19 protein-coding genes are annotated in these 26,753 nt (G+C 65.8%); 6 read left to right on the forward strand and 13 right to left on the reverse strand.

Annotation, left to right across the window (positions count from 1 at the left end):
- Positions 1-9 precede the first annotated feature (9 nt).
- From V7D81_RS03315 to V7D81_RS03340, 6 genes are all read right to left on the reverse strand, one after another.
- Complete coding sequence (locus V7D81_RS03315) at positions 10-882, reverse strand: alpha/beta fold hydrolase (RefSeq protein WP_324314464.1); 873 nt, start codon at positions 880-882, stop codon at positions 10-12.
- Positions 883-970: 88 nt separating this feature from the next.
- Complete coding sequence (locus V7D81_RS03320; RefSeq protein ID WP_324314465.1) at positions 971-4,753, reverse strand: translocation/assembly module TamB domain-containing protein; 3,783 nt, start codon at positions 4,751-4,753, stop codon at positions 971-973.
- 33 nt (positions 4,754-4,786) lie between these two features.
- A complete protein-coding gene (locus V7D81_RS03325) occupies positions 4,787-6,586 on the reverse strand; it encodes an autotransporter assembly complex protein TamA (protein ID WP_324314466.1) in 1,800 nt (599 codons plus the stop codon).
- Complete coding sequence (locus V7D81_RS03330; protein WP_324314467.1) at positions 6,583-7,431, reverse strand: NRDE family protein; 849 nt, start codon at positions 7,429-7,431, stop codon at positions 6,583-6,585. The genes V7D81_RS03325 and V7D81_RS03330 overlap by 4 nt, the downstream gene beginning before the upstream one ends.
- A 121-nt stretch (positions 7,432-7,552) precedes the next feature.
- On the reverse strand, positions 7,553-8,521 hold the full coding sequence (gene nudC / locus V7D81_RS03335) for an NAD(+) diphosphatase (RefSeq protein ID WP_324314469.1): 969 nt from the start codon (positions 8,519-8,521) through the stop codon (positions 7,553-7,555).
- Positions 8,522-8,556: 35 nt separating this feature from the next.
- Entirely contained in the window at positions 8,557-9,183 is a 627-nt protein-coding gene (locus tag V7D81_RS03340; RefSeq protein WP_324314470.1) for a FlhC family transcriptional regulator, read from the reverse strand.
- Between the two features lie 162 nt (positions 9,184-9,345).
- Here V7D81_RS03340 and V7D81_RS03345 point away from each other — a divergent pair, with 162 nt between their 5' ends.
- Positions 9,346-10,044 carry a hypothetical protein gene (locus V7D81_RS03345; RefSeq protein ID WP_324314472.1) on the forward strand — a complete coding sequence of 233 codons (699 nt, stop codon included), beginning with the start codon at positions 9,346-9,348 and terminating at the stop codon, positions 10,042-10,044.
- Positions 10,045-10,046: 2 nt separating this feature from the next.
- Here V7D81_RS03345 and V7D81_RS03350 read toward each other — a convergent pair whose 3' ends face one another.
- The 4 genes from V7D81_RS03350 to V7D81_RS03365 form a co-directional block, all read right to left on the reverse strand.
- Positions 10,047-11,222: a DNA polymerase IV gene (locus tag V7D81_RS03350; RefSeq protein WP_324314473.1), complete on the reverse strand. Its 1,176-nt coding sequence runs from the start codon at positions 11,220-11,222 to the stop codon at positions 10,047-10,049.
- Positions 11,219-11,641, reverse strand: coding sequence for a DUF4399 domain-containing protein (locus tag V7D81_RS03355; RefSeq protein ID WP_324314474.1), 423 nt, complete (start codon positions 11,639-11,641; stop codon positions 11,219-11,221). Before V7D81_RS03355 ends, V7D81_RS03350 begins: the two co-directional genes overlap by 4 nt.
- 250 nt (positions 11,642-11,891) lie before the next feature.
- Complete coding sequence (locus tag V7D81_RS03360; RefSeq protein ID WP_324314476.1) at positions 11,892-14,369, reverse strand: acyl-CoA dehydrogenase; 2,478 nt, start codon at positions 14,367-14,369, stop codon at positions 11,892-11,894.
- Between the two features lie 228 nt (positions 14,370-14,597).
- Positions 14,598-15,575 (reverse strand): malate dehydrogenase, encoded by a 978-nt coding sequence (locus V7D81_RS03365; RefSeq protein WP_324314477.1) that lies wholly within the window; start codon positions 15,573-15,575, stop codon positions 14,598-14,600.
- A gap of 379 nt (positions 15,576-15,954) precedes the next feature.
- Between V7D81_RS03365 and V7D81_RS03370 the strand changes: the two genes are divergently transcribed.
- The gene (locus tag V7D81_RS03370; RefSeq protein WP_324314479.1) at positions 15,955-17,367 is read left to right on the forward strand and encodes an alpha,alpha-trehalose-phosphate synthase (UDP-forming); all 1,413 of its coding nucleotides are present in this window, start codon (positions 15,955-15,957) and stop codon (positions 17,365-17,367) included.
- 207 nt (positions 17,368-17,574) lie between these two features.
- Here the strand turns inward: V7D81_RS03370 and V7D81_RS03375 are convergent, their stop codons facing one another.
- Positions 17,575-18,666 carry a mechanosensitive ion channel family protein gene (locus V7D81_RS03375; protein WP_324314481.1) on the reverse strand — a complete coding sequence of 364 codons (1,092 nt, stop codon included), beginning with the start codon at positions 18,664-18,666 and terminating at the stop codon, positions 17,575-17,577.
- Between the two features lie 95 nt (positions 18,667-18,761).
- On the opposite strand from V7D81_RS03375, the gene V7D81_RS03380 reads away from it, so the two are divergent.
- The 4 genes from V7D81_RS03380 to V7D81_RS03395 all read left to right on the forward strand — a co-directional run bounded on the left by V7D81_RS03380 (position 18,762) and on the right by V7D81_RS03395 (position 22,520).
- Positions 18,762-19,910: an ABC transporter permease gene (locus V7D81_RS03380; RefSeq protein WP_324314482.1), complete on the forward strand. Its 1,149-nt coding sequence runs from the start codon at positions 18,762-18,764 to the stop codon at positions 19,908-19,910.
- A 60-nt stretch (positions 19,911-19,970) separates the two neighbouring features.
- Positions 19,971-20,810 (forward strand): ABC transporter ATP-binding protein, encoded by an 840-nt coding sequence (locus tag V7D81_RS03385; protein ID WP_324314483.1) that lies wholly within the window; start codon positions 19,971-19,973, stop codon positions 20,808-20,810.
- 106 nt (positions 20,811-20,916) lie between these two features.
- Entirely contained in the window at positions 20,917-21,852 is a 936-nt protein-coding gene (locus V7D81_RS03390) for an MlaD family protein (RefSeq protein ID WP_324314484.1), read from the forward strand.
- 65 nt (positions 21,853-21,917) lie between these two features.
- Positions 21,918-22,520, forward strand: coding sequence for an ABC-type transport auxiliary lipoprotein family protein (locus tag V7D81_RS03395; RefSeq protein WP_324314485.1), 603 nt, complete (start codon positions 21,918-21,920; stop codon positions 22,518-22,520).
- 94 nt (positions 22,521-22,614) lie between these two features.
- Here V7D81_RS03395 and ppc read toward each other — a convergent pair whose 3' ends face one another.
- Positions 22,615-25,293 carry a phosphoenolpyruvate carboxylase gene (ppc, locus tag V7D81_RS03400; RefSeq protein WP_324314487.1) on the reverse strand — a complete coding sequence of 893 codons (2,679 nt, stop codon included), beginning with the start codon at positions 25,291-25,293 and terminating at the stop codon, positions 22,615-22,617.
- 231 nt (positions 25,294-25,524) lie between these two features.
- The coding region (locus V7D81_RS03405) for a phospholipase D-like domain-containing protein (RefSeq protein ID WP_324314488.1) at positions 25,525-26,753 on the reverse strand (1,229 nt) is incomplete at its 5' end.

The raw sequence follows: 26,753 nt of genomic DNA on the forward strand, positions 1-26,753 counted from the left end.
GGCGGGCGGTCAGATCAGCACCGCCCGCAACGCCGACACCAGCGACAGCGGCTGGTCGAGCAGCACGTGGTGATGCGATTCGGGAATCTCGACCGGGCCGCGGCCCTGGGGCAGGTACTTCGTGACCCGCCGTGCCAGCGCCCGCGGCATCACGACGGTGTGCTCGCCGTAGATGATGCTGACGGGGCACGCCACGCGCTGCAGCTTCGCCGCGGAATCCGCCGCCTCGGCGACGGGATCGGCGTGATGGGGCTCGTAGTTCTCGTCGAACTTCCAGGTCCAGCCACCGTCCGTCCGCTTCAGCGAATGCTCGGCGACGTAGTCGAGCACATAGCCGGCGGAGCAGTTGCGTTCCGGAATGAGCCGGAAACGGGCGCGGGCCGCTTCGTAGGTGGCGTACGTCTTCTTGGTCCGCGGCGGATTGGGCGGCGGTTCGCGGCGCGGCATCTCCGGCACCGGAATGAAACTGTCGATCACCACGGCGCGTCCGATCCGCTGCGGATAGTCGACGCAGGTACGGATGACGCGCGAGCCGCCGAAGCTGTGGCCCACGAGCGTGACGGAATCGAGTCCGATGTCATCCAGGACGCCGATGATGTCGCGCGTGAACAGCTCAGAGCTGTAACGCGGCCGGCTGCCGCTGTCGCCCATGCCGGCGAAGTCGAGCGCGAAGACGCGGAAGCGATCCGTCAGGTACGGCGCGGTGAACGACCACCAGCGCGCATGCGCGCGAAAGCCATGCGCGAGCAGCAGGCCGGGCTTGTCCGTCTCATGCGCGTTCCAGCTCAGATAGTGGATCGCCGTGCCGTCGACATCGACGAAGCGGGATTGCGTGGGTTGCGCGATGGCCTTGCTGAACCAGGCGGGAGTGAGTTCTGACATGAGTAATCGATGCTGCGTAGGGAGTGCGCAGTGTGACGGGAGCGCCGCCAAGATGCACTCATCCACCCGCCGTTCTTCCATGCGGTCTTTACCGCTCGATCGTGTATTCCGCGTCCGCGCTCTGCACTTCGCCCGCTTCCATCTTGAGAATCCATTTATCGCTGATGGTGTAGCGCAGTTTGAAGGTGTTGATGGATTCCGTGAGCGAGATGCCGTAGCTGATGAACAGGCGCGGCGACAGGAATTTGCCGAGCACCAGCGAGGTGTTGGTCTGGCCTGCGGAACTGGTGGTGCTCTCGACGCCGACTTCCTCCAGGCCGAAGCGCCGGCCGAGCTGCGAGGCGAGCAGGCCGCCGCCCTGCACGGCGAGCGTGTCCTTTGCGGAGCTCATGGTGACCGCATCGCCGCTCTGCATGTCGTCGATGCCCTTGCCGACCAGCAGGTAGGACATGATCGAGGTCTGCGGCATGGACGGCTCGGAGAAGAACGTGAGCCGCGGGTCCTTCAGCGTGCCGCGCACGTTGAGGCCGACCTTGATGCTCTCGATCTTGCGCTGCGCTTCGATGTCGAGCCCGGGATCTTCGAGCGGCGAGGCGTCGAACAGCAGACGGCCGCGCGTGATGTCGAGCTTCTGGCCGTAGGCTTCGTAACGGCCGTCGGCGACGCTGAGTTCGCCGCGTCCGACCGGCGTGTCGCCCGTGCGCACCGTGGTGCCGACGCCGCCGACGATGCGTCCCTGCAGGCCGAACGCATCGACGCGCACGTCGTCGCCCATCTTCACGCGCACGTCGCTGTGCACGACGTAACGGCCTGCTTCCTCGGCCTGCGTTTCCCCGACGTAGCGCGCATCGTCGGACGCCTGCACGGCGCCGCCGAGATTCACGGGCTTGATGCTGGCTTCGGGAATGACGAGGTCGCCGGCGACGTCGATGTCCTGGCCGTCGATGACGAATTTCAGGTCGGGCGAGGCGACCACGCGGTATTCGGGCAGGTCCGCCACCAGCAGGTTCTGGCCGCCGAGATTCAGGTTGCCGCGCAGTTCGCCCTGCGACCACGCGAACTTGCCGTCGACGCTCAGCCGGCCTTCGCCCGCAAGCCCCGCGCCGCGGAAATCGAGTCCGTTGTTGGCGAGATCCGCGACCAGGTTGAGCTGCCGCAACGCCAGGTTCACGCGATAGGAATCGAACGCGCCGTTCGCCAGTTCGACGCGGCCGTCGATCTGCGGCTGCGCCAGCGTGCCGCGCAGGTCGACGTTCGCCGTCAGCAGGCCGGCGGCATTGTCGATCTCGGTGAACAGGATCGGCAGGATGTTCGCATCGGCGGCGCGCGCCCGGAGATCGCCCGTCAGCGGCAGGTGCAGCAGATCGTTGCGGCCGTTGCGTTCCAGGGCGGCGTTGGCGTACAGGAACGTGTCCTCGAAGGCCTGCACGCCGAGCGAGAAATTGACGCGTTCCGCGGTGGCGGTGCAGGAGAGACCGCCGTTGCCGAGATTCAGCGTTTCCGGATCGGCGCCCGGCGGCCGATAGATGACGGCGGCGTCGATGATGCGCGCGCCGGCATCGACCAGCCACGGCCGGTTCGGCGCGCCGGACAGATGCACGCGGCCTTCGATACGTCCAGAGTATTCCGCTTCCGCGCCCGCAGGCGGCAATACGGCCGCGAGCGGAATTTCGTAGCCGGAGACGGTGCCTTCCCACGGCCCGTTGCGCTGCCATTTGCCGTCGGCGCAGAACTGGCCGTTGCCGATCGCGATGCACAGTTTCTCCAGCAGCAGCCGCTCGCGCGACACGATGAAGTTGCCGGGTTCCTTCATGACGAGCGCTTCGCCGCTGCGGCGTCCGTCCGTGATCTCCGTGGCCTGCAGCGTGCCGGACCAGGCCGCATCGGCATAACGACCGTCGATCTGCAGTGTCGTATGCGGTGCCGCGGTACCCGCATCGCCGACACCGATGACGTCGACAGCGACGCGATGCTGCGCGGCGTCGCCGTTGCCGGTGACGCGCAGCGATTCGATGACGGTTTCCGCCTGACCGATGGCCTGCGCCGTGATCGACAGTCGCGATGCGTTCTGACCGCCGAAGTCGAGATCCGCGTCGGCCAGCACGGCGCTGGCGCGCCATTGCGCGTACTGGGGATCCGTTGCCTGGATCTTCGCGACGATGCGCGGCGTTTTCACCGGTCCATGGGCGCTGGCGCTCAGGTTCAGGCTGCCGCGCGCTTCCGGCAGGAAGGTCTGCAACGATCGTGCGTGCAACGCGACCTCGGCATCGATGCGCCCGTCGAGCGTGCCGTTGGCCGACAGGCTCGCATCGCCCATCTGCAGCGCGACGTTGCGCGCGGCCCAGCCCTGTCGATCGCGCCGCACTTGCGCGTTGCCGCTGATGCGTTCGCCGCGCAAGGTGCCGGAAAGATCCGCCAGACGCGCGTCGAAAAGCGCGTGCTGGTCGAAGCCTTCGCCGGTGGCCTGCAGCCGGAACGTGACCTTGCCCGGGAACTCGGCATGCATGCCGGCGGGATCGATGTCGCTGGCGTTTGCCACCAGCGACCAGCGGCGCGGCACGGCGAACTGCAGCGAGCCTTCGCCCGTCACGGCGCCGTCGAGCGTCTGGATCGTGTAGTCGTGCAGGGTGAGGGTGTCGCTGCCCAGCACGCCGGTGGCCTGGGCGTCGCCTTCGATGGGCGCGGCGGTGCGAGCGACTTCGGTCGGCACGAGCAGGTGCGCGTTCAGGGCGTAGTCGTAGGGCAGCGGACCGCGCAGCGTAAGTGTGCCCGCGGTGCTGGCGATCATGGGCGCGGCATCGAGCGGCCACTGCAGCTGCGTCCAGTTGGCCTGCACGTCCAGCGTGGGTTTGTCGCCGTCGAAGGTGGCCGTTCCCGTCGCGTGCAATCGTGCGGACGTATCGTTGACGGCGATGTCGCCTTTGCGCAGCGTCAGGACGCGCTGGGCGAACCAGCCGGCGACGTCGATCGTCAGATCGCGGCCCGACAGTTCGGGAATGCCGACGTTGCCCTGCGCGAGTATTTCCTGCGGCTGCACGTCGACGGTGAGCGCGATGTTGCGCAAGGAGAACGGCGGGTTTTCCATCCACGGCTGCAGCGACACCGCCGGCGAAGCGACGCTGCCATGCAGATGCCAGCGGCCTTCGGGTCGCGTGAACAGGCCTTCGACGTTGATCACGTCGGGTTTCAGCATCGTCGCCTGGATCGCAAGCTGCTCGATCGTGCCGCTGGTCTGCACGCTCGCTGCGATCTGCGTGCCGCGTTCGAGCGTGGCGCTGCCATCGACGCGCAGTTCGAGTCCCAGCGGACGATCCGCGCGCAGACTGCCATTGCCGGCGAGCTGGAACTGCGGCGCGTCGATGCGGAAGTCGCGGATGCGCAGTCGCCGCGGACCGATCCGTACGCTGCCGCGCAGCGAGGTGGCATCGACCGCGGTGCCGTCGATGTTCACGTAGCGCAGTCCCGTCAGCTCGGCGTTGCGGACGTCGACGCGCATGAAGTTGGGCAGGAATCGCATTGGCTTCGTGGAGGGCGGCGTCGGCGGCGCATCGCGGATTTCGACCACGGTGTCGCGCGCCGCGAGCGAGGAGGCGCGAATCGTCTGCAGCAGCAGTTCGCGCGCATCGATCGTGGCGACGATGTCGTGCGAGACCACGCGTACGTTCTCATGGTCGAGTTCGAACCGGTCGATGTGCAGGGTGCCGAGCAGCGTGCCGCTCAGTCCCTCGATGCGCACGCCCAGCGGTTCGAGCCGATAGAGCTGCGCGGCGATCATCGACAGCCCGAGCGGCGTGTACAGCAGCGTCGCGATCAGCGTGACCGGCAGCGCGATCAGCACAATCAGCAGGATGATGAGGATCCACTTCCGCACGGCGCTTGCTGGTCTCTGTTTCGTGGCGTCCGTTCAGAACATCGTGGACATGTACAGGTGAACGCGCGGGCCGCGGCCGGATTCGGACAGCGGCTGCGCCACGTCGATGCCGATGCTGGCAATGGCGATATGGAATCGCACGCCGAGTCCGGCGGAATATTCGAGCATCGGATCGCTCCAGGAATTGAAGGAGTTGCCGAAATCGGAGAACGCCGCGACGCCGAAGTTCTTCGGCAGGGCGCGCTCGAATTCGACCGTGCCCGTCAGCAGGTTGCGTCCGCCGATGACGTTGCCCTCGTCATCCGTCGGGGCGAGCGAGTTGAGGCCGAAGCCGCGCACGCTGCGATCGCCGCCGGCGAAGAAGCGCTGCGAGGCCGGCAGCTCCGAGAATTCGTCGACCCAGCTCGTGCCGATTTCCAGTCGCCCGCGCACGCTCCACTTGTCGGAGAGCTGGTGGATGCGTTCCAGTTGCGTGCGGAACTGCAGGAACGAGGAATCCGATCCGAGCGTCGCCGGCGAGCCGCGCAGTTCTGCATAGACGCTGTAGTCCCGGGGCTTTCCGCCCAGCACGTAGCTTGGCAGCGTGGAGAAGCTGATGCCCGGAATGATCAGGAACGCCGTTGGCTTGGTCTCCGGCTGCGTCGTATTGGCCGGGATCGTCGTTTTTTCCTCGGAGAGACGCAGGAACAGGACGCGCTGCCAGCGCCCCTTGACCTGCGTCAGTCCCGCGCCCACTTCGGCACGCTCGCTGCGCGTGTCGCCCAGTTCTTCGTCGCGCAGGCCGGCAGTGAATTCGAGTTTCTCCAGCGCCACGTCCATCACCGGAATCACGTAGCGGCCGGCGATCTCGTTCAGCACCGACGATGCCGTGAGTTCCACCTTGGCGCGATGACCGTGTTCGTTGACGCGCCGATCGTCCCACGTGAACTGGCCGCGGGCGCGCGTATCCGTGGCGTAGCCGATGCTCGCGCCGTAGCGATGGCGGCGGTTGGGCGTGGCGCTGACGGTGATCGGCACGGTGTGCGTTGCGGGATCCGCATCGCCGCTGTCGATGTTCACGGCGCGGAAGTACTGGCTGTCGTCGAGCACGTACTGCGTGCGCAGCAGCGAGTCGAGCGTGTACGGATCGCCTTCCTTCATGCGCAGCATGCGGCGCATCGCATCGTCCGTGATGACCTCCTGCTCCGTCGTGATCCTGCCGTAGTGATAACGCTCGCCGGTGTCGACTTCGAGTGCGACAGTGGCGCGACGTTCTTTCTTGTCGATCAGCAGGTCGTTCTTCGTCAGTTTCGCGTCGAGGTAACCCTCGTTGCGCGCGGCGCGGATCAGTGCGCCTTTGACGCCGTCGTACGTGCCGTGATTGAGCCGCAGTCCGGGTTTGAGGTCCTGCGCTTCAATGACTTCCCGCAGCGCGCGTTCGTCCTTGCCCGCGCCGATCGCGTCGATGGACACCTCGGACAGCCGCACCGGCCGGCCCGGCGTGACGTGGATCGTGACTTTCCAGTCCTCGCCGTTGCGGACCGTGTCGTAGCTCACTTCCGGCTCGTAGTAGCCGAGGGGTTCGAGCGCGCGGCGCGCCTCCGACACGATGCGCCGCTGCAGGCGCGCCATCACGTCGGGCGTCACATCGGTGCGGTCGGCGTAGCGCGTCAGGCTGAGGAAGGCGCGGACATTGGTTTCGATGACCGGCGTCGTGTCGGGGATGTCGATCGCGATCTTCGCCTGGGCGCCCGTCATCGCAAGCATGAGCGGCAGTGCGAGCCATCGCGCGCGGGTTCCGGTCATGCGCATCGCCGCGAACCAGGGCCGTCGCAGGATGCGCCGTGGACTCATTCGGGAGAGGAGTCGAACGAGGTGTCGACCGCCGCGGCGGCGTTCGGATCTTCGGCTTCGAACCACACTTCCGGCACTTCGGCGCTGGTGAACTCGAAGCGCGTCGTGCCGGTCTGCACGCCCATGGCATCGAAGCGGCGTTCGTGCAGCACCGTGCGGCCGGTGCGTTCCACCAGCAACAGGCTCGAGCAACGCGTGCCATAGCGTTCGTTGACGATGAAGGGCGCCGAGACGACGCGCTCCCAGTCGGTCGGCAGCCCCGTCGAGGGCAGGTTGTCGACTGGCGCCTGTTCGCGGTCGCCCAGCATCGCGAACACATCGTCGGCCGCCAGCTCCGGTTCGGCCAGCAGCTGCGCGAAACGCGAGCGCGTGCGCGCCAGTTTGGGCCAGGGCGTATCGAGCAGATGATTGCTCAGACCGTAGACGCCGGGCGCGAGCGCCGTCGGCGCCTTGGCGCCGCGGTTCGAGAAGTAGTACAGCGCGCGGGTGCCGCCCACCAGCAGGTTGAATCCGGAGTAGCGCAGCGCGGCGCCGCGCAGGTCGTCGAGGAATTCCTTCGGCGAGGTCGCGCCGGTGAGAAAGCGCGGGACCAGGTTGCCGCGCGACGGCGCGCCTTCGACCGGCGCCTGCAGGTCGCGGTAGTTCGTCACGATGCCGAAACGCCCGGAACGCGCCACGCCCAGCCAGGTGCCGCTGGCCTTCAGGTCGCGGCCGCCCAGGATGCGCGGATCGTCCTGCCACCAGTTGAGCGGCGCCGCGGCGCGATCGTGAAATTCATCGCGATTGCCCGCCAGGATCAGGCGGTAGCGCGGGTGCGATTTCCAGGCAAGAACGAGCAGGCACATGAAAGGGATGGCTGGCTGACGGGCGATGGATGATAGGAGGGGAAAACGGAACGCAGCGTGAACTGGCGCGCCGCGATTCTACGGTACCGACTGCGGGCTGTGCAGCGCAGGAGGGGCGCTGCTATCGGCCGGCACGCGCCGGCGAGGTCCAGAGCCGCGCCGCGGGTTCTTCGCGAAGAGGAATCGCCGACGCGGCGTCATACCAATCCTCGATCAGGCGGAAGGAAATGGAATGCGTGGTCGGCAGGGCCACGTCCCCGGCGGCGATCTGGCCGCGGGTGAACCAGCGGGCGTCCTCCAGTTCGTCATCCATGCGCTGGATGCCGGTCGTCGCGGCGCGGGCGCTGAAGCCGAGCATCAGCGACGAGGGAAACGGCCAGGGTTGCGAGGAGTGATAGTCGACGGACGCGATCTCGATACCGGTCTCCTCGAGCACTTCGCGCGCCACCGCGTCTTCGAGACTCTCGCCGGGTTCGACGAAGCCCGCGATCGTCGAGTAGCGACCGGGCGGCCACGCTGCCTGCCGGCCGAGCAGCGCCCGGTCGCCGTCGGTCACCAGGACGATGACGGCCGGATCGATGCGGGGAAACTGCTGATTGCCGCAGCGTTCATCGCTGCAGCGGCGCACGTGACCGCCTTCGGCCGCGACCGTGGGCGCGCCGCAGCGGCCGCAGAAACGATGTCGTTCGCGCCACAGCACCATGGCGCGCGCGTAGGCCAGCAGGCCGGCTTCGTCGCGCATCAGATCGCCGGCGACGCCGCGCAGATCGACGAACTCGGCACGGGCATCGACGGCCGGTGCTGCGGCCGACGGCAGTTCGGCGGCGAAACACAGCTGGCCGCGGAACTCGCCGAGCAGGATCAGTTCATTCGGTTCGATGTCGCCGAGATGGGCGAGGCCGGAGACGAACTGCGCACTCAATCCCTGTTGCGCACGCGCGATGAAACTGTGGGTGCGCCACACCGGCACGAACAGCGTGGCGGGACTGTCCAGCGCGGCCCGCAGGCGCGCCGCGTCCTTGCGCAACTGCGCCAGCCGCGCCAGATACGGACCGGCCAGATGGTTCGGTGCGGAACGCGGCAGTGCCATGACCGCAGTCTAGCAGCGGTCATGGCCTGCTTCCGTTACGCGCTGGCCGTCACGCGGCGATGCGCGTTCGCAGCGGTGCGTCGCGATTTGCGTGCAGGCGATCGACGGGCCGGCCGGCCGATGCACATCGGCTCGTAGGCTTTCAGTTCGCAGAACGGACAGCGTCTGCGCGTTGCGCTGAAACGGTCGCGCAGATAGCGGCTGCTGCAGTGACGACAGCGATTGGCGTGCAGCGTGGCGCCGCGACTCAGCAGGTTCAGCAGGAACCACGCGTGCTCGAAGGAAATCCGCGGACCCTGTACCAGCTGGCGATGGGTTTCGTACGCATCGCAGAAGCGCTCGCCGTATTCGAGTTCGTCGGCGCCCGATGTCGTCTGCAGCAGATCGAACGCTGCGAAGACATTGCCGAGGCAGGAGGCCTCGAACTGCATGCGGGTGCTGCGCGTGAAGTACGACGCCTGTCGCGGCGACTTGCCGCGGTGGCGGCGGACCTCGATGTGCGCCTCGTGGTGCGTGAACGTCTTGTAGAGCCGGCGGATGCGATCGTCGGTGAGGCCGGTGCAGGTGCGAATCGTGCACGTGCGCGCTTCGTGACGAATCATGCGCAGCGCGAGATCGTGGCGCTGGCGATCGAGAAAATAACAGTCGTTGCTGATTTGCATGGACTCCTCCGTGTCCGTCGTCGTGATCCTGCGATGTATCGACGTCGCCCATCCTGGGCGCGTGCGTCTCGAGTGGACGCGGGGCTAGTGTGCGGTGCGATTGACCGCGACGTAAAGCCTCCTGTTTAATCGAATCGTCACTTTTCTCCTGCAGGGATCTGCATGTCCGATCGCAACAAGGATGTTGTGCCCGGTACACGGGCACCCGTGCTGAGTCGCGCCCTGTTGGCGCGCACGCACGAACTCAATCGGGATTATGTCGAGCTGATGCTGGCCGAGCGATCGCTGCCCGTTCCGGGCGTCGGCGGCGAGGCCTTGCCGGTGAAGACGCTCGCTGCACTCGAAGCGCTGGACGGCGCAGCGCGCAGTGCACTGGCGGCGTGCCCGTTCACGCTCTACACGCTGGGCTTCGACGACCAGCGGTTCTGGGACGCCGCATTGGGCAACGAAACCCCGCGACACGGCGACGGCGGCATCGAAGCGCGTTACGGCGCGATCAGCCCTGCGCCGATGCAGGCCGCGTTCTGCGAGATCGCGCTGTTCCTCGCCTGGCATACCGCGCAATCGCAACGGCTCGCGGCCCGCTTCCTGTTCGGCATGCCGGATCCGATCGTGCGGGCGTTCGCGCACGCGCCGCTGTGGCGGATCCGTCGCGTCGCGCTCGACTATCCCGGGCTGATCGCGCCGCGCTGGCCGCGCAATCCGGCGTTCTGGCCGGACCTGATCCGATTCGCCGATGCGGACGATGCGCGGCTCGAAGCGGCGCGCCTGCTGGGAAATCAGCTCATTGCCTCCGAGCTCGATGGCACGCTGCCGCGTCCCGCGCGCCGGCGGGTTGCAGTACGTACCAGACGTCGATGACGTCAGGACTTGCCGGGGCGCAGCGAACTGCCGCGTGACAGCGCGGCATTGCCGAAGCGCTGGCGGATGTGGTCGATGGCGGCGTCGAGATCCTGATTGCGGCGCGACTGCGGCACCGCGAACAGATCGAGCTGCGAGGTTTCCGTCAGATCGCGTGCGCTCACGCCGAGCAGGCGGATCGCGGCGCGCGGCTGCTGTTCCAGCCATTCATCGAGGAGTTTCGCGGCGGCTGCGGCGAGCGGCCGTGTTTCCTGCGTCGCGGGTTTGACGGTGCGCTGTCGCGTGTAGGTGCGGAAGTCCTTGCGCCGGATCTTCACGACCACCCGTCCCGCCGTCCAGCCGCGTGTCCGCAGTCGCGCCGCCATCCGGTCCGCCAGTTGCGCGAGCTGTGCGTGCAGCTGGCGCCGGTCGGTGAGATCGGCATCGAACGTTTCTTCGGCGCTGATCTGCTTTTCGTCCCAGTCCGCGATGACGGGACGATCGTCGATGCCGGCGGCGCGCGCTTTCACGCGAGCGGCGTAGCGACCGAAGATCGGCAGCAGCACCGATTCGGGCGTGCGCCGCAACTCGCCCAGCGTGCAGATGCCGATGCCTTCGAGATGCGGCGCCGTCTTGTTGCCGATGCCGAAGAGGCGGCGCACCGGCAACGGATCGAGCAATGCCGTGACCTCGTGTTCGTGCACGACCACCAGTCCATCCGGTTTGCGCAGATCGGAGGCGATCTTCGCGACCAGTTTGTTGGGCGCCACGCCGACCGACGCCGTCACGCCGGTGCGCTCGCGAATGAGCTGCTTGATCCGCGTCGCGATCGCTTCGGCCGAGCCCATCGCCGCCTGGCTCGCGGTCACATCGAGGAAGGCTTCATCGAGAGACAATCCCTCGACCAGCGGCGTGAACTCGTGGAATACCTCGAATACGACGCCCGACACGCTCCGGTAACGCTCGAAGCGCGGCGGTACGCAGATCGCATGCGGACAGCGGCGCAGCGCATCGCGCATCGGCATCGCCGAATGCACGCCGAACCTGCGTACTTCGTAGCTCGCGGCGGCCACCACGCCGCGATTGCCCGTGCCGCCGACGATCAGCGGCTTGCCGCGCAGCTCCGGACGATCGAGCTGTTCGACGGACGCATAGAACGCGTCCATGTCGACATGCAGGATCGTGCGGGCGGGGTTCACTTCACGGTGATCGTGATCTTCTTCGACGCCACCGCCGGGTCATGCGGCGTGTGCAGCTGATCGCCGAGCAGCAGCTGCAGCGTGTGCTTGCCCGGCTTCAGTTCGAGCGTCGTTTCCGTCTGGCCCTTGCCGAAGTGCACATGGTTGGCATCGGCCGGAATCGGCTTGTCGAGCGGCGGCAGGTCCGCATCGACGATCAGGTGATGATGGCCTGCGCCGTCGAATGCGATGCCGGCCGGCGCGACGCCCATGCCTTTCAGTCCGAACTTCACCGTGACCGGGCTGGCGACGGTGGCGCCATCCGCGGGCGCGATGAAATACACCTCGGCGCCGGCGGGCGAGGATGTGCGCTTGATCTGGGCGACGGCAATGGCGGACAGACCGAGCGCGATGGCGCCCGCGATGACGAGACGTTTCATTCGAATTCTCCGGGTCGGATGGGAAGGCCCGGGGATTCTAACAAGAAGAAATTTCACACGGAGATCACGGAGCACACGGAGGTCTGAAGAAGAGAAATTTTCCACGGGGGACACGGGGAACACGGGGTTCGGAACAGAAAAGATCTTTCTCTTGTCTCCGTGCTCCCCGTGTCCCCCGTGGAAATTCTCTTCTCTACTTTTCCGAACTCCGTGTCCTCCGTGATCTCCGTGTGAAACTCCTCTCCGAGGATCAGGCGTTCCCCGCCCGCGCGAACCGGACGTCCTCGCGCGCCGAGCCGGCGGCGAGATCGCTGGTATCGAAGTCGTCGACGTGGATCAGGTCCATGACGCGGCGATCGTAGTCGCGCAGCACCGCGGCTTCGGTTTCCGAGAGGATTCCCGCGGCGAGCGCCTGCTGGATCTGGCCCGGCAGATCGAGCGCGGTGATGCGGCCGGTCTTCACGCCTTCGACGCGGACGCGCTTTTCGAGCGGTTCGGCGGTGTCGGCCAGCACCAGCGCTTCGTGCAGCAGGCCGAGCGGATTGTTGGGTTCGACGGTGCGATAGATGCCGTGCGTCGCGCGATCGCGCAGCGACGTCGGATGCAGGATCGCCTCGACGACCTTCTGGCCGAGAGGATCGCTCGGTGCGTGATAGGTCTGACCGCGCGGGAAAATGAAGAAGCGCATGAAGGCGGCCAGGAAGCGCACCGGGAAGTTGCGCAGGAAGCTGTGCAGCTGTTCCTGTGCCCGGTACAGCAGCGTGCGGCAGGCCCATTCCACCAGCGGCAGGTCTTCCTCCGGCTCGCCCTGGTTGTGATAGTGCTTCAGCACCATCGACGCCAGATACATGCACGAAAGCACATCGCCCAGCCGCGCCGACAGGCTCTCCTTTTTCTTCAGATAGCCGCCAAGCGACAGCATGGCGACATCGGTGGCGAACGCGAACGAGGCACTGAAGCGGTTGATGTGCTGGAAGTAGCGCTGCGTCGCGCCGCTTTCCGGCACGCTGGAAAAACGCGCCAGCGTCAGCGCCATCACCAGCGAGCGCACGGCATTGCTGATCGTGAAGCCGATGTGGCCGAACAGCGCCTGGTCGAATTCCTTCACGCCGCGGCGCTTGTCCTTGTCGCGTGCCGCTTCCATTTCCTTCAGGACGAACGGATGGCAGCGGATCGCGCCCTGGCCGAAGATGATCAGGCTGCGCGTCAGCAGGTTGGCGCCCTCGACGGTGATCGCCACCGGCACCATTTCATAACCGCGGCCGAGGTAATTTTTCGGTCCCAGGCAGATGCCCTTGCCGCCGTGCACGTCCATGGCGTCGTTGCCGATGCTGCGGGCCATTTCGGTGGCGTGATACTTCAGCATCGCCGCCGGCACCGAGGGCTTCTCGCCGCCGTCGATGGCGCCGGTGGTCACGGAGCGCGCCGCATCGATGATGTACGCATACCCGGTCATGCGCGCGAGCACTTCGGCCACGCCTTCGAAGTTGCCGACCGAGGTATTGAACTGCCGGCGGATGCGCGCGTACGCGCCCGAGGCGAACACCGCGGCCTTCGCCGCGCCCGTCGCGCTCGACGGCAGGGAGATGCAGCGGCCGACGGAGAGCTGCTCGACCAGCATGCGCCAGCCTTGCCCCGCCATCTTCACGCCGCCGATCAGGAAGTCGAGCGGCACGAACACGTCCTTGCCGTGGATCGGGCCGTTCTGGAACGGATTGTTGAGCGGGAAATGCCGCCGGCCGATCGATACGCCCGGCGTGTTGCGCGGGATCAGCGCGCAGGTGATGCCGTAGTCGGTGCGCTCGCCGCCGAGCAGCTTGTCGGGATCGAACAGCTTGAAGGCGAGCCCGATCACCGTCGCGATCGGCGCCAGCGTGATGTAGCGCTTGTCGAAGTTCAGGCGCACGCCGACGATCTCGCGGCCTTCATACATTCCCTTGCACACGATGCCGGTGTCGGGAATGGAACCGGCGTCGGAGCCGGCGCGCGGACCGGTCAGTGCGAAGCACGGCACTTCTTCGCCGCGCGCGAGCCGCGGCAGGTAGTAGTTGCGCTGTTCGTCGGTGCCGTAGTGCAGCAGCAGCTCGCCGGGGCCGAGCGAGTTCGGCACGGCGACGGTCGATGCGAGAACGCCGGAACGGCTCGACAGTTTCACCAGCACGCAGGAATGCGCGTAGGCGGAGAATTCGAGGCCGCCGTACTTCTTCGGAATGATCATCGCGAAGAAGCCCTTGCTCTTCAGGTAATCCCAGAGGTGCGGCGGCAGATCGGCGCGGCGATGCGTGATGTCCCAGTCGTCGGCCAGGCGGCAGAGTTCTTCGCACGGTCCGTCCAGGAAGGCCTGTTCTTCGGCGGACAAACGCGGCGGCGCGGCCGCCATCAGCTTTTCCCAGTTCGGTCCGCCGGTGAACAGTTCGCCGTCCCACCACACGGTGCCGGCTTCGAGGGCGTCCTTCTCGGTCTGCGACATCGACGGCAGCATGCGGCGATAGGTGCGCAGGAAGGGCCGGCTGATGAAACGGATGCGGAAGGCGTCGATGTTGAGCAACACCAGCAGCGCGAGCACGACCCACAGCGTGATCAGCCAGCCGAAACTGCCGGCGCCGAACCACGTATAGATGAGCAGGCCCGCCGCATACGTAAAAGTCGCAGTCAGCAATGACACGCGCTGATAGGCGAGCACCAGCGCACCGAGGGCAAAGCACAGGAACCAGATGACGCTGCTCACGGATGAAGACCCTCGGATTGGGCTGCGGGCTACTGGCGGCTGGCAAGCTGGCCAGAGCGAAAAGATGAACGTCGCGACACTAGCTCGCGAAGGACAGCACATCAAGCGCGTGAGCTGTCGGACAATCCGTCCGGATGCTGTTGATGCGCAAAACAAAAACGGCGAGGTGACTCTCGTCACGCTCGCCGTTGTGCGTTTCTGGCCAGCTGCCAGAAGCCAGTCGCCGCCTCAGATCAGCTCTTTCACTCCATCGCGCTCTTCCAGCAGTTCCTTATGCGTCGCATCCATGCGCTGGCGGCTGAAGTCATTCACGCTCAGGCCCTGCACGATCTGGTAATCGCCGTTCTTGCAGGTCACCGGATAGCCGTAGATGACGCCGGCCGGAATGCCGTAGCTGCCGTCGGACGGCACGCCCATGCTGACCCAGTCGCCTTCCGGCGTGCCGTTGACCCAGTCGCGCACGTGATCGATCGCGGCCGATGCGGCGGATGCAGCCGACGACTGACCGCGCGCCTTGATGATCGCCGCGCCGCGCTGCTGCACGACCGGAATGAACGTATCCGCGTACCACTGCTGATCCACCAGCGACAGCGCGGCCTTGCCGTCGACGGTCGCATGATGCAGATCGGGATACTGCGTGGCCGAGTGATTGCCCCAGATGATGGCCTTGCGGATCTTGTTGAAGTGCACGCCGGTCTTCTCCGTGAGCTGTGACAGCGCACGGTTGTGATCGAGGCGCACCATCGCGGTGAAGTTGCGCGGATTCAGGTTCGGCGCATTGCGCTGCGCGATCAGCGAGTTCGTGTTGGCCGGATTGCCGACGACCAGCACGCGCACGTTGCGATCCGCGACGGCGTCGAGCGCCTTGCCCTGCGCCGAGAAGATCTGTGCATTGGCGAGCAGCAGGTCCTTGCGCTCCATGCCGGGGCCGCGCGGACGCGCGCCGACCAGCAGTGCGACATTGCAGTCCTTGAAGGCCACTTTGGCGTCGTCGGTCGCGACGATCTTGTTGAGCGTCGGAAACGCGCAGTCGTTGAGTTCCATCACCACGCCCTGCAGGGCGCCCAGCGCCGGCGTGATTTCCAGCAGGTGCAGGTTGATCGGCTGATCGGGACCGAGCATCTGGCCCGAGGCCACGCGGAAGGCGAGGGCGTAACCGATCTGGCCGGCGGCGCCGGTGATCGCGACATTGACGGGACTCTTCATGGGACTTCAGCTCTCCAGCGGTTGTCAGGTTGTATACGGGGCGTCGAAGGGGCGCGAATTCTAACCAACAATGCGCCGATCCGGGCCGGCAAAGGCGGGGGCCCATTCAGGCTCTCGCCCACCGCCGACATTGCGCGGGAAGGGCCATCTGCCGGCGTCCGGCGGACTTCCAGAGGTGTCCGAGGCAAATTTCTTGAAGGGAATGTAGTCGCGATCTGTCGCGTTCTGCGGTGAAACTGCACGCAAATGAAGGTGAAACGCCAACAAGCGCGCTCTATCTGTCGGCATTCGGGAACAATCCCGGCGTCTGAGCCCTTACTCTCGGTTGTCACGGATGCCCGGCGGGGGCATCGGCGATCCCTGGGAGAGCGTCACCGGCATGAGTCGACTCGTCTGCGTTTCGAACCGAATCAGTCTGCCGCGCAAGTCCGCGGCCCCCGGCGGCCTGGCCGTCGGCGTTCTCAGCGCCCTGAAGCGCACCGGGGGGCTGTGGTTCGGATGGGGCGGCGAGACCACCGATGAACCGCCCGGCGATCCCGATCTGCACATCCGTGAAGGCGTCACCTACGCCACCGTCGATCTGCGCAAGCGCGAGTTCGATCTTTACTACAACGGCTACGCCAATCAGGTGCTGTGGCCGCTGTTTCACTACTTCCTGCGCGGCATGCGCTACAACGTCGAAGAGCGCGATGCCTACGAATCGGTCAACCGGCTGTTCGCCCAGAAGCTGCTGCCGCTGCTGCAGCCGCGCGACCTCATCTGGGTGCACGACTACCACCTGATTCCCCTCGGCCGTCACCTGCGCGAGATGGGCGTCAGCGGCCCGCTGGGATTTTTCCTGCACATCCCGTTTCCGAACATCGAGATGCTGCGCGTGCTGCCGCCCTACGCGGAGCTGCTGCGCGATCTCACGCACTACGATGTGGTCGGATTTCAGACCGAGAACGATCTCAAGGCCTTTTACTCGGGCATCGAACACCTGTTCGGTGCGGAGGCGATCCGCGGCGACGGGCGCGTGCGCGTCGGCGACAGGACCCTGCGTGCGGAAGTGTTTCCAATCGGCGTGGACGTTGTCACCGTCCAGAACGAAGCGATGGAAGCCATGTCGTCCGATGTCGTGCGCCGCATGTACGACAGCCTCATGGGACGACAGCTGATGGTCGGCGTCGACCGGCTCGACTACAGCAAGGGACTGGTCGAACGCTTCTCCGCCTATCAGCATTTTCTCGAGACCTATCCCGAGAACGTCGGTCGCATCACCTACATGCAGATCGCGCCGCTGTCGCGCTCCGACGTCAAGGCCTACGTCGAGATCCGGCAGTCGCTCGAACAGGCCGCCGGTCGTACGAACGGCCGTTTCGCCGACACCGACTGGACGCCGATCCGCTATCTCAATCGCAATTTCCCCCATGCCACGCTGATGGGACTGCTGCGGTCGGCGCACGTCGGCATCGTGACGCCGCTGCGCGATGGCATGAACCTGGTCGCGAAGGAATTCGTCGCCGCGCAGAACCCGGACGATCCCGGCGTGCTGATTCTTTCGAACCTGGCCGGCGCGGCGCGCGAACTCGGCTCGGCGCTGCTGGTGAATCCCTATGACTCGCGGGCCGTGGGCCATGCGATCCAGGCAGCGCTGGCGATGCCCCTGCCGGAGCGGCGCGAGCGTCACGCAGCCATGCTGCAGATCCTGAAGCGCAACGACATCGCTGCGTGGTCGCGCCGCTTCATCGAAGCACTCGAGAAAGCCGGCGGCTCGGAGCCGCGCGTGCGTGCCGTCGGGAAGGGCAGTTGAGAGCGGGAGATTTCACACGGAGCGGCGGAGATCACGGAGGACAGAAGAGAAGAAAAAATTTCCACGGGGGACACGGGGAACACGGGGCTCGGAACAGAAAATTTCTTATCCCCGTGCTCCCCGTGTTCCCATTCTTCTCCCCGTGGAAATTCTTTCTTCTTCTTCTGACCTCCGTGAGCTCCGTGTGAACCCCGTCTCCGCTTCCGGCTAGGTCTTTTCCGGACCTGCCTCCAGCCCTGCAGTTGCCTGCTGCCATACGCGCTGCACCGGCACGGCGAGTTCCAGTTTTTCCTTGTCCAGCATTTCGATGATGCGCAGGTTGATGTTCTGCTGGATGTCCATGTACGTGCCGTAGTTGGCGGTGGTCACGTAGTACACCGTCTCGAAATCGAGCGAGCCGGGGCCGATGCGCGCGAAATGCGCGCGGTCGAAGCGCGTGCTTTTTTCCGATTCGACGATCGAGCGCAGTGCCGCGGGCAGTTTCTGCAGTTTCGCCGGCGGAGAATCGAGCGCGACGCCGACGGTGAAGGCGACGCGACGCTCGCGCATCCGGCCGAAGTTTCGTACGCGACTCGACAGCAGGTCGGCATTCGACATGACGATCTGCTCGCCGTTCACGCTGCGCAGGCGCACGCTCTTGATGCCGATCTGCTCGACCGTGCCGTTGAAGTCGCCCACCGCGATGGCATCGCCGACGACGAAGGGCCGGTCCAGCGTGATCGACAGCGAGGCCAGCAGATCGCCGAGCACGTTCTGTACGGCCAGAGCGACCGCGATACCGCCGATGCCGAGACCGGCCACCAGCGTGGTGATGTTGACGCCGAGATTGTCGAGCGTCAGCAGCAGCACGATCGCCCAGATCAGCGCGCGGGCCACGAAGGTGATGATCGCGAACGAGCCGGCGGCCGCGCGATCGTGCGCCAGCGCCTGCTGCTGCTTGAGCGACAGCCACGAGGTGATCGCCGTGCTGATCCAGACGCCGGCCTGCCAGAAGGCGCTGATGGTCAGCAGCGTCAGCAGCAGCTTCGCGAGCTTGGGCGGCAGCGACAGCACCGAGCAGGCCGCGTACACCGACACGATCACGAGGAACAGCAGGCCGGTATGGCTGGCTACCTTGAGCGGCAGTTCCATGAGTTCGGTTTGAGGCGTCGCCGCCAGCCGCTGGTAGCGGCTGCGGATCACGCGCCGTATCAGCAGCGTGACCAGCAGGACGCTGACCAGCACCGTGGCCGCGATCGTCCACTGCCACAGCGAATTGCCGTAATAGCTGTGGTCGAGGAATCTTTCGACCTCGTTCATTCAGGGGTCTCCGCAGGGATTGAAAGCAGGTCCGGGATCATAAACTCGAAAGACGGCGTTACAAGGCACGACGGACGCGCCCTGTTCCGGTCGTCATGAGGGACTCTGTTACGATCCGGCGCAACGTGCTGCTCGAATCACAACAATCCGGCGACACCCTGAGCCTGCGCCTCGGCGGCGACTGGCGCATCGAGAACATCGGTGAGGTCGAAGCGGCGCTCGACAGCGTGAAGGCCGCGCGCGGACGCGTGCAGGTGGACTGCTCGGGCGTCAAGACGCTCGATCTCTCCAGTGCATGGCTGCTGCAACGCTGGCTCGAGGCGACACGCGCCGCGGGCGGGCAGGTGGAATTCGTCGGCGACGAGCCCGAGCATTTCCGTTTCATCGCCGACATGGCGGAACGCGGGCAGGGCAAGGCCCGGCGCAGCGAAGAGGAACCGACCACCCTGCTGCACGGTGTGGCATGGATCGGCCGCCGTGCGGTTCAGCAGGCCATCCAGACGCGCGATGCCGTCGGCTACTTTGGCCGGATGGCCACGACACTGATGCGGTCGCTGCGCAGCTTCCGGCATCTGCGGGTGCCGTCGATCGCGCGCCATGTATACGAAACCGGTATCCAGGCCATTCCGATCGTCTCGCTGATCGCGTTCCTCATCAGCGTGATCGTGGCGTATCTCGGCGCGCAGCAGCTGCGGCAGTTCGGCGCCGAAATCTACACGGTCGATCTCGTCGCCATCGCCGTGCTGCGAGAGATGGGCGTGCTGCTCACCGCGATCATCGTGGCCGGCCGTTCCGGCAGTGCCTTCGCGGCGGAGATCGGCGTGATGCGTCTCAACGAGGAGGTCGACGCGCTGCAGTCGATGGGCGTGGATCCGTACGAAGTGCTGGTGCTGCCACGGCTCATCGGCCTCGTGATCGCACTGCCGCTGCTGACGATCATCGCCGATGCGATGGGGCTGGCGGGCGGCGCGCTGCTGTCCTCGACGCTGCTCGATATCTCCCTCTCGCAGTTCATTCCGCGCGTGCAGGCGGCGCTCGCGCCGACGACATTCTGGGCGGGCCTCATCAAGGCGCCGGTGTTCGCCTTGCTGATCGCGATGGTCGGCACCTATCGCGGACTGCAGGTGCGCGATTCCTCGAAGGAACTCGGCCGGCTCACGACCGTGGCCGTCGTGCAGTCGATTTTCCTGGTGATCTTTGCCGATGCGATTTTCGCGGTGGTGTATGTCCAGCTCGACTTCTGAGAAGGGCCACTGGCGACTGGCTGCTGGCGACTGGCCAGAACAGGGCCATTGAGCAGCCGCATGCCTACCTCAGTCCACGACACTCGCGCGTCCTCGCTCCGGCCAGCAGCCAGCAGCCAGCAGCCAGCAGCCGCCCCCATCATCTCCGTGCGCGGCGTGGTCAATCGCTTCGGCCGGCAGGTGGTCCACGACGGCGTCGATCTCGATGTCTATCCAGGCGAGGTCCTCGGGATCGTCGGCGGTTCGGGCAGCGGCAAGTCGGTGCTGCTGCGGACCATGCTCGGCCTGCACCGGCCGAGTGCTGGTCAGGTGCTCATCGAGGGCAAGGACATCACCCAGATGGCGGGCGAGGAACTGCTCGCGGTGAAGCGTAGTTACGGGGTGACGTTCCAGCAGGGCGCGCTCTTCAGTTCGCTCACGGTCGCGCAGAACATCCAGCTGCCCATCAATGAATTCTTCCATGTGTCCGAATCCGCGCTCGCCGCACTCGCCGAACTGCGCCTGCGGATGGTGGGACTGCCGCCGGATGCGGGCGCCAAGCTGCCTTCGCAGCTCTCGGGCGGCATGATCAAGCGCGCCGCGCTGGCGCGGGCGCTCGCACTGGATCCGTCGCTGCTGTTCCTCGACGAGCCCACCGCCGGACTCGACCCGATCTCGGCCGCCGAATTCGACGAACTGGTGCTGTACCTGCAGCGGGGACTGAAGCTGACCGTCGTGATGATCACGCACGACCTCGATACGCTGGTCACCACCTGCGACCGGGTGGCCGTGCTCATTGACAGGAAAATCGTGGTCGATACGCTCGAAGGCATCATGGCGAACCCGCATCCCTGGATTCAGGAATATTTCCACGGTCCGCGCGCACGGGCGGTGCAGGCGCCGAAAGGGGAGAAAAGATGAGGAGGCGACTGGCGACTGGCGACCGGCAACTGGCCAGAAGAAGAGTCACTTGCGGCGCGCATCGCATTTCTGGCCAGTCGCCAGCCGCCAGTCGCCAGTAGCTCTTATGGAACGCGAAGCCAACTACGTAGCCGTCGGCGCCTTCATCCTGCTCGTCATCGCGATGGGCGTGGGCTTCGTGCTCTGGTACACCGACGCGCGCGATTCGCGCGACTACGAAACCTACGAGATCTATTTCGCCGGCAGCGTCAGCGGCCTGGAGCGCGGCGGACCGGTGCGCTATCTCGGCGTCGACGTCGGTCGCGTGCGGCGCATCGACATCGATCGCGACAATCCCGGGCGCGTGGTCGTGACGGTCGACATCGATCGCGCCACGCCGATTTCTTCGGCGACCCGCGCGAGTCTTGGGCTGCAGGGCGTCACCGGTCTGCTGTACATCAATCTCAAGGAAGTGCCGGACATCGACAAGACCGCCCAGCTCAAGCAAGGCAAGCGCTACCCGGTGATCGAATCCGTCGCCTCCGACTTCGATGCCTTCCTCGCCAGCGTGCCGGAACTCATGTCGAAGGCGAACGCGTTGCTGGAGCGCGTCAATCGCGTGCTGTCGGACGACAATCTGAATGCATTGTCGAACACCCTGGTGAGCCTGCGCGACGCATCGGCGGGCCTGCCGCAGAGCGCCCGCAACGTGGAGAAGCTCATCGCAGAAATGCAGGCAACCGTGGTGGAAATCCATGGCGCGGCCGAGAGCCTGCGCGGCATGACCACGGATGCGCGACCGGAGCTGCGCGCCGCCATCGAGCGCATGGGACGCATCGTCCAGAATCTGGAAGACGTATCGAAGCGCGTCGACCGCTTCGCCGCCGACAGCGAAGTGCAGCTCGGTCACTTCGCCAACACCGGCCTGTTCGAGATGGAGCGCCTGATTCGCGAGACGCGCTCCGCGGCGCGCGAATTCCGCGATCTGTCGCGCAGCCTGCAGGAAAATCCGTCGCAGATTCTGTATGAGCCGCCGGTGAGCGGCATCGAGATAGCGAAATGAGAGAGCGGGCTACGGGCTACGGGCTACGGGCTACGGTCAGAAGGAGTTGCCGCGCCGCCGCGACGATGGGTGCCGCGCTGCTGATCTCCGCCTGTGGCGGTTCGCTGCTGGAGAGCGACCTGCCGGTGCCGACGCGCTACGTGATCGCCACGCCGCCGCCGGCCACGGTCGCCAGCACCAGCGCGGCGTCACAGATCGATCTCGCCATCGGCCGACCCGACGTCGCACCAGGCCTCGATACCGATCGCATCGCCGTCATTCGCGGTCACGAACTCGACTACTACCGCGGCGCGCTGTGGCGCGGCACGGTGCTCGACACCGTGCAGTCGTATCTCGTCACGACCCTGGAGGATCAGAAACTGTTCCGCAGCGTCGCGGCCGAGCAGGCACGCGTCGGCGGCGAGTATCTGCTCGACATCGAAGTGCGCGACTTCCAGGCCGAGTACAGCGCCGGCAACGCCATTCCCACGGTGCGTGTGTCGCTCACGGGCCGTCTGATCCGTATCCGCGACCGGCATCTGATCGAGACGATCACGTCCGGGACGACGAAGCAGGCGGGTGAGAATCGCCTCACGTCCGTCGCCGCCGCTTTCGAAACGGCGATGCAGCAGGTGTCGCTGGAGCTGGCGAACCGGACGGCTGCTGTCGTCGCGGCGGATCGCGGGTAAGAAAAGACAGAAGAGCCCTCTTCTGTAGGTCAGGCTTCAGCCTGACTGTTTTCAGGCCGGCTGAAGCCGGCCCCACAGCAAGAAAGGGAAGCCATCACCCGCTGTTGCGCAGCGCTGTCGCCACCGCATTGATCGACAGCTGAATGCCCTCACGCACGCGCGCGTCGGTTTCGCCGGCGCGATGGCGCTTCAGCAGTTCCACCTGCAGCAGGTTCAGCGGCTCGATGTAGGGCAGTCGCAGGCGGATCGATTCGTCCAGCACCGTGTTCTTTTCCAGCAAGCGCGACTGGCGCGTGATGGCCAGCAGGCAATCGTGCGTTTCGGTCCAGGCGGCGCGGATCTGGTCGAAGATGCGGGTGGCGAGACTCTGATCCTGCACCAGCGTCGCGTAACGCTGCGCGATCGCCATGTCGGATTTCGCCAGCACCATTTCCAGGTTGTCGAGGGTGGCCCTGAAGAATGGCCAGCCCTGCGCCATCTCGCGCAGCAATGCCTGATCGGGGAAGCTCTTCAATGCGTGACCGACGCCGTACCAGCCCGGCAGCATCACGCGTGCCTGCGCCCAGCTGAACACCCACGGAATCGCGCGCAGGTCTTCGATGCGATCCGATTTCGTGCGCGAGGCGGGACGCGATCCGATCTTCAGCTCGGCGATTTCCAGCAGCGGCGTCATCTGCCGGAAGAAGGTCTTGAAGCCGTCGGTTTCGTACACGAGGCCGCGATAGCTCTTGAACGCGGCGGCCGAGATCTGATCCATCGCCTGCGCGAAGCGGCCGCTTTCCTGGGCGGCAGCCACGGGTTGCTTGCAGGAACTGAGCAGCGTCGCCGAGGCGATCGATTCGAGATTCAGCGCCGCTCCTTCGCGCGTGCCGTACTTGGCTGCGATCACCTCGCCCTGCTCGGTGATGCGGATGCGGCCCTGCACCGTGCCCGCCGGTTGCGCACGGATCGCGGCGAACGATGAGCCGCCGCCGCGACCGACCGCACCGCCGCGGCCGTGGAAGATCTGCATCGCCGTCTTCGTTTCCGCGAAGGCTGCCGCGAGTTCGCGCGTGGCGCGATTGAGGCTCCACACCGACGTGAGATAGCCGCCGTCCTTGTTCGAATCCGAATAGCCGACCATCACTTCCTGATAGCCGCGTCGATCGGCGGCCTGGCGGATCTCGGGCAGCGACAGCCACGCGCGCATGATGTTCGCGGCGCGCTCGAGATCGCCGATGGTTTCGAACAAGGGGACGACCATGATGCCGGCCGCGCCCGGATCGCCCAGTCGATACAGTCCGGCTTCCTTCAGCAGCACGTTCACTTCGAGCATGTCCGACACGCTCTCGCACTTCGAGATGATGTAGGTCGTGATGGCCGCGGCGCCGTACATTTCGTGCGCCTGTGCCGCTGCCCGCACGATCGCGAGTTCCGAGCGGGTCTCCTCGGCGTAGCTGGCGAACGGACTCGCCAGCAGCCGCTCGCTGGCCAGTTCCTTGCGCAGCAGCTCCACGCGCTGCGCTTCGTCGAGCGCGAGATAGTCGGGCGCGACGCCGGCGACCTTGAACAGGTCGCCCACGACGCGCGCATGCACATCCGAGTTCTGACGCAGGTCGAGCGTCGCCAGATGAAAGCCGAAGGTTTCGACGGCGCGAATCAGGCGACCCAGCGCGCCGCCGGTGGCCAGCAATCCTGCACCGCCTTCGCGCAACGACAGTGCGATGGCGACCAGATCGGCGCGCAACGCGTCCGCATCCTCGTAAGGCTCGCCGGTCGACGAGGCGGGGCGCGGCGGCGTGTGGCCAGTGAGCTTCGTGTAGGTCGCAGCAAGCCGCGCATAGACGGCGATCACGGCGCGACGATACGGCTCGTCCGCCCGACCGGCATTGGTGTCGCCGCTGTCCTGCGCCAGTTTCAGCACCGCCTCGCTGGCGCTGGCGAGTTCGGTGGACAACGACAGTTCCTGGCCGAGCGCGTGCAGGTGATCCAGATAGTTCTCGATCACGGACTGCGATGCGCGCCCCAGCGCAAGCCGCAGCGAATCCGCCGTCACGTTCGGATTGCCATCGCGATCGCCGCCGATCCAGCTGCCAAGCCGCAGGAAACTTTTCGGCCGATGCGCCAGCGCGCGTTCCCAGCGCGCATACAGGCCGGGCAGCACGGGCAGGAATACATCGCGCAGATAAGTGAGTGCGATCTCGACTTCGTCCGCCACGTACAGCCGCTCGCGCCGCAATGGTCGCGTCTGCCACAACAGCGCGATCTGGCGCAGGATCGCGGCCTCGACGCCGTCGCCTTCCGGCGTTTCCTGACGTCCCAGATCGCGCTGACGCATCAGTTCGGCAATGTGATTGCGGTGATCGATCATGCTCTTGCGCATGACCTCGGTGGGATGCGCAGTGAGCACGGGCACGATCAGGGCGTGATCGAGCAGTTCGCCGGCCTGCTCGCGCGAGATTCCTTGCGCGGCGAGTTGCTGCAGCGCCGAGGCGATGTCGTTGCCCGATTCGTTCAGCCGGCCCTGCCGGTCTTCGGCGAGATTCGCCAGCATCGAGAACAGCATGAAGCCGCGCACGAAGGCGAGCGTGTCGTCGAGCGTCAGCGCTTCCAGCCCACGCGTCAGCGCCGTCGCATCCGCGATGCCGCGATGCCGGTCGACCGAACTCGCACGGATGTATTCGATGCGCTGGAAGATCTCATTGCCGCCGTAGGCGCGGATGACATCGCCCAGCAATTTGCCGAGGTAACGGATATCGGCATTCTGGGTAATCGGTTTGACGACGGTATTCATGGCGACGCTGCTCGAGGAGATGCCCGCACATTGTGCATCGTCATCGGCCATGCAAGAAACCGACCGAATCGGATTTCACACGGAGTTCACGGAGGTCGAAGACAAAGAGCCGGAATATTTCCACGGGGGAGGAAGGGGGACACTGGGAGCACGGGGAAGGAAAACTTTCTCAATTCTTAAGACCCCGTGCTCCCCGTGTCCCCCGTGGAAATTCTTCTTCTCTTCTCCTACTCAGAACGTACTGAGCCCGGTGGCTTCCATGAACCGATACCGCCAGTAACGACGGAAGTCCGCGTCCTGATACACACCGAAGGCCGCGGTGTATTCGGTGCCCGGCGGACCTTCGTTCGTCCACAGCCGCGTGAAATACGCCTGCATTTCCGCGGCCAGCGGCGATTGCTTGTCGAGCTCCACGGCGATATTGGCTTCCAGGTTGTAGTTGCCGATGTTGCGACGGGTCAGGTTGGCCGAACCGAGCGAGGCGATCAGCCGGTCGCCGTGCGTGATCAGCGCCAGCTTGGTGTGGAACTGCTCGCCGTGCGTGCGATACCAGCGCACCTGGATCTGTTCGCCGCTCTGCGTCACGAGTTCGTTCGCGACGGGGCGATTCGGCACACCATCCTTCTGGCGCCCGAACGCATCGCGATTCGGATCGAGGATGAGCTGCACCGCGACATTGCGTTTCGCTGCGCGCAGCAGTGCCGTCACGATCTTGCGATCGGCGAGATAGAACGTCGCGATCCGGATCGAATCGCCGTTGCGGGTCGTATCGATCGCATCGAGCAGATGATTGCGGATCGCCGCTTCCGTCAGGTACGACAGCTGCACGGCCTGCGCCGGATCGACCGGCGGCGTCTCGGGCGCGGCAGCCAGGATGTGTCCATTCCAGCCCGAGAACCGCGCGATACCCAGTTCGCTCGCGACGAGATCGAGCGCCGGCGCGCCGACGAAGCGCAGCGCGACGTTCGAATGGGCGCTGCTGGCATCGTGCGGATTGGCGGAGGTCACGAGGGCCACGAGCTGCGAGTCGGCGCGATCGGCCACGATGAGCTTGCGATGGTTGGCCTTGAAATTCAGCAAGGCCAGCCAGCTGCGCAGGCTGATTTTCTCCGGCTCGGTATCGAACGGATTCGGCAGCGCACCGCTGCCCGGCGCATTGCCGAACCATTGACCGAACAGGCGCCACAGCGCCGAGTACGCGGGATTCGAATCGCGCAGCCGACGCAAGTCCGTGGTGACGACGTTGACGCCAGCATTGCGCAGCTCTTCGAGCAATGGCGACGGCGCGCCGCCGTAGACATCGTTGATCGGATCGGTGACGAGCAGGAGGGTCAGCCCGGGCTGCGCCGCTTTGCGTGCGATCAGACGATCCGCGAGTTCGCGGCTCAACGTGCGATGAGGCGGGTCGGCCGCGCCCATGAGGTCGTTGAACAGGAAGAAGTCGGCGACGATGAACGTCT

Source organism: Povalibacter sp., from assembly GCF_036735925.1.
GTDB lineage: Bacteria > Pseudomonadota > Gammaproteobacteria > Steroidobacterales > Steroidobacteraceae > Steroidobacter.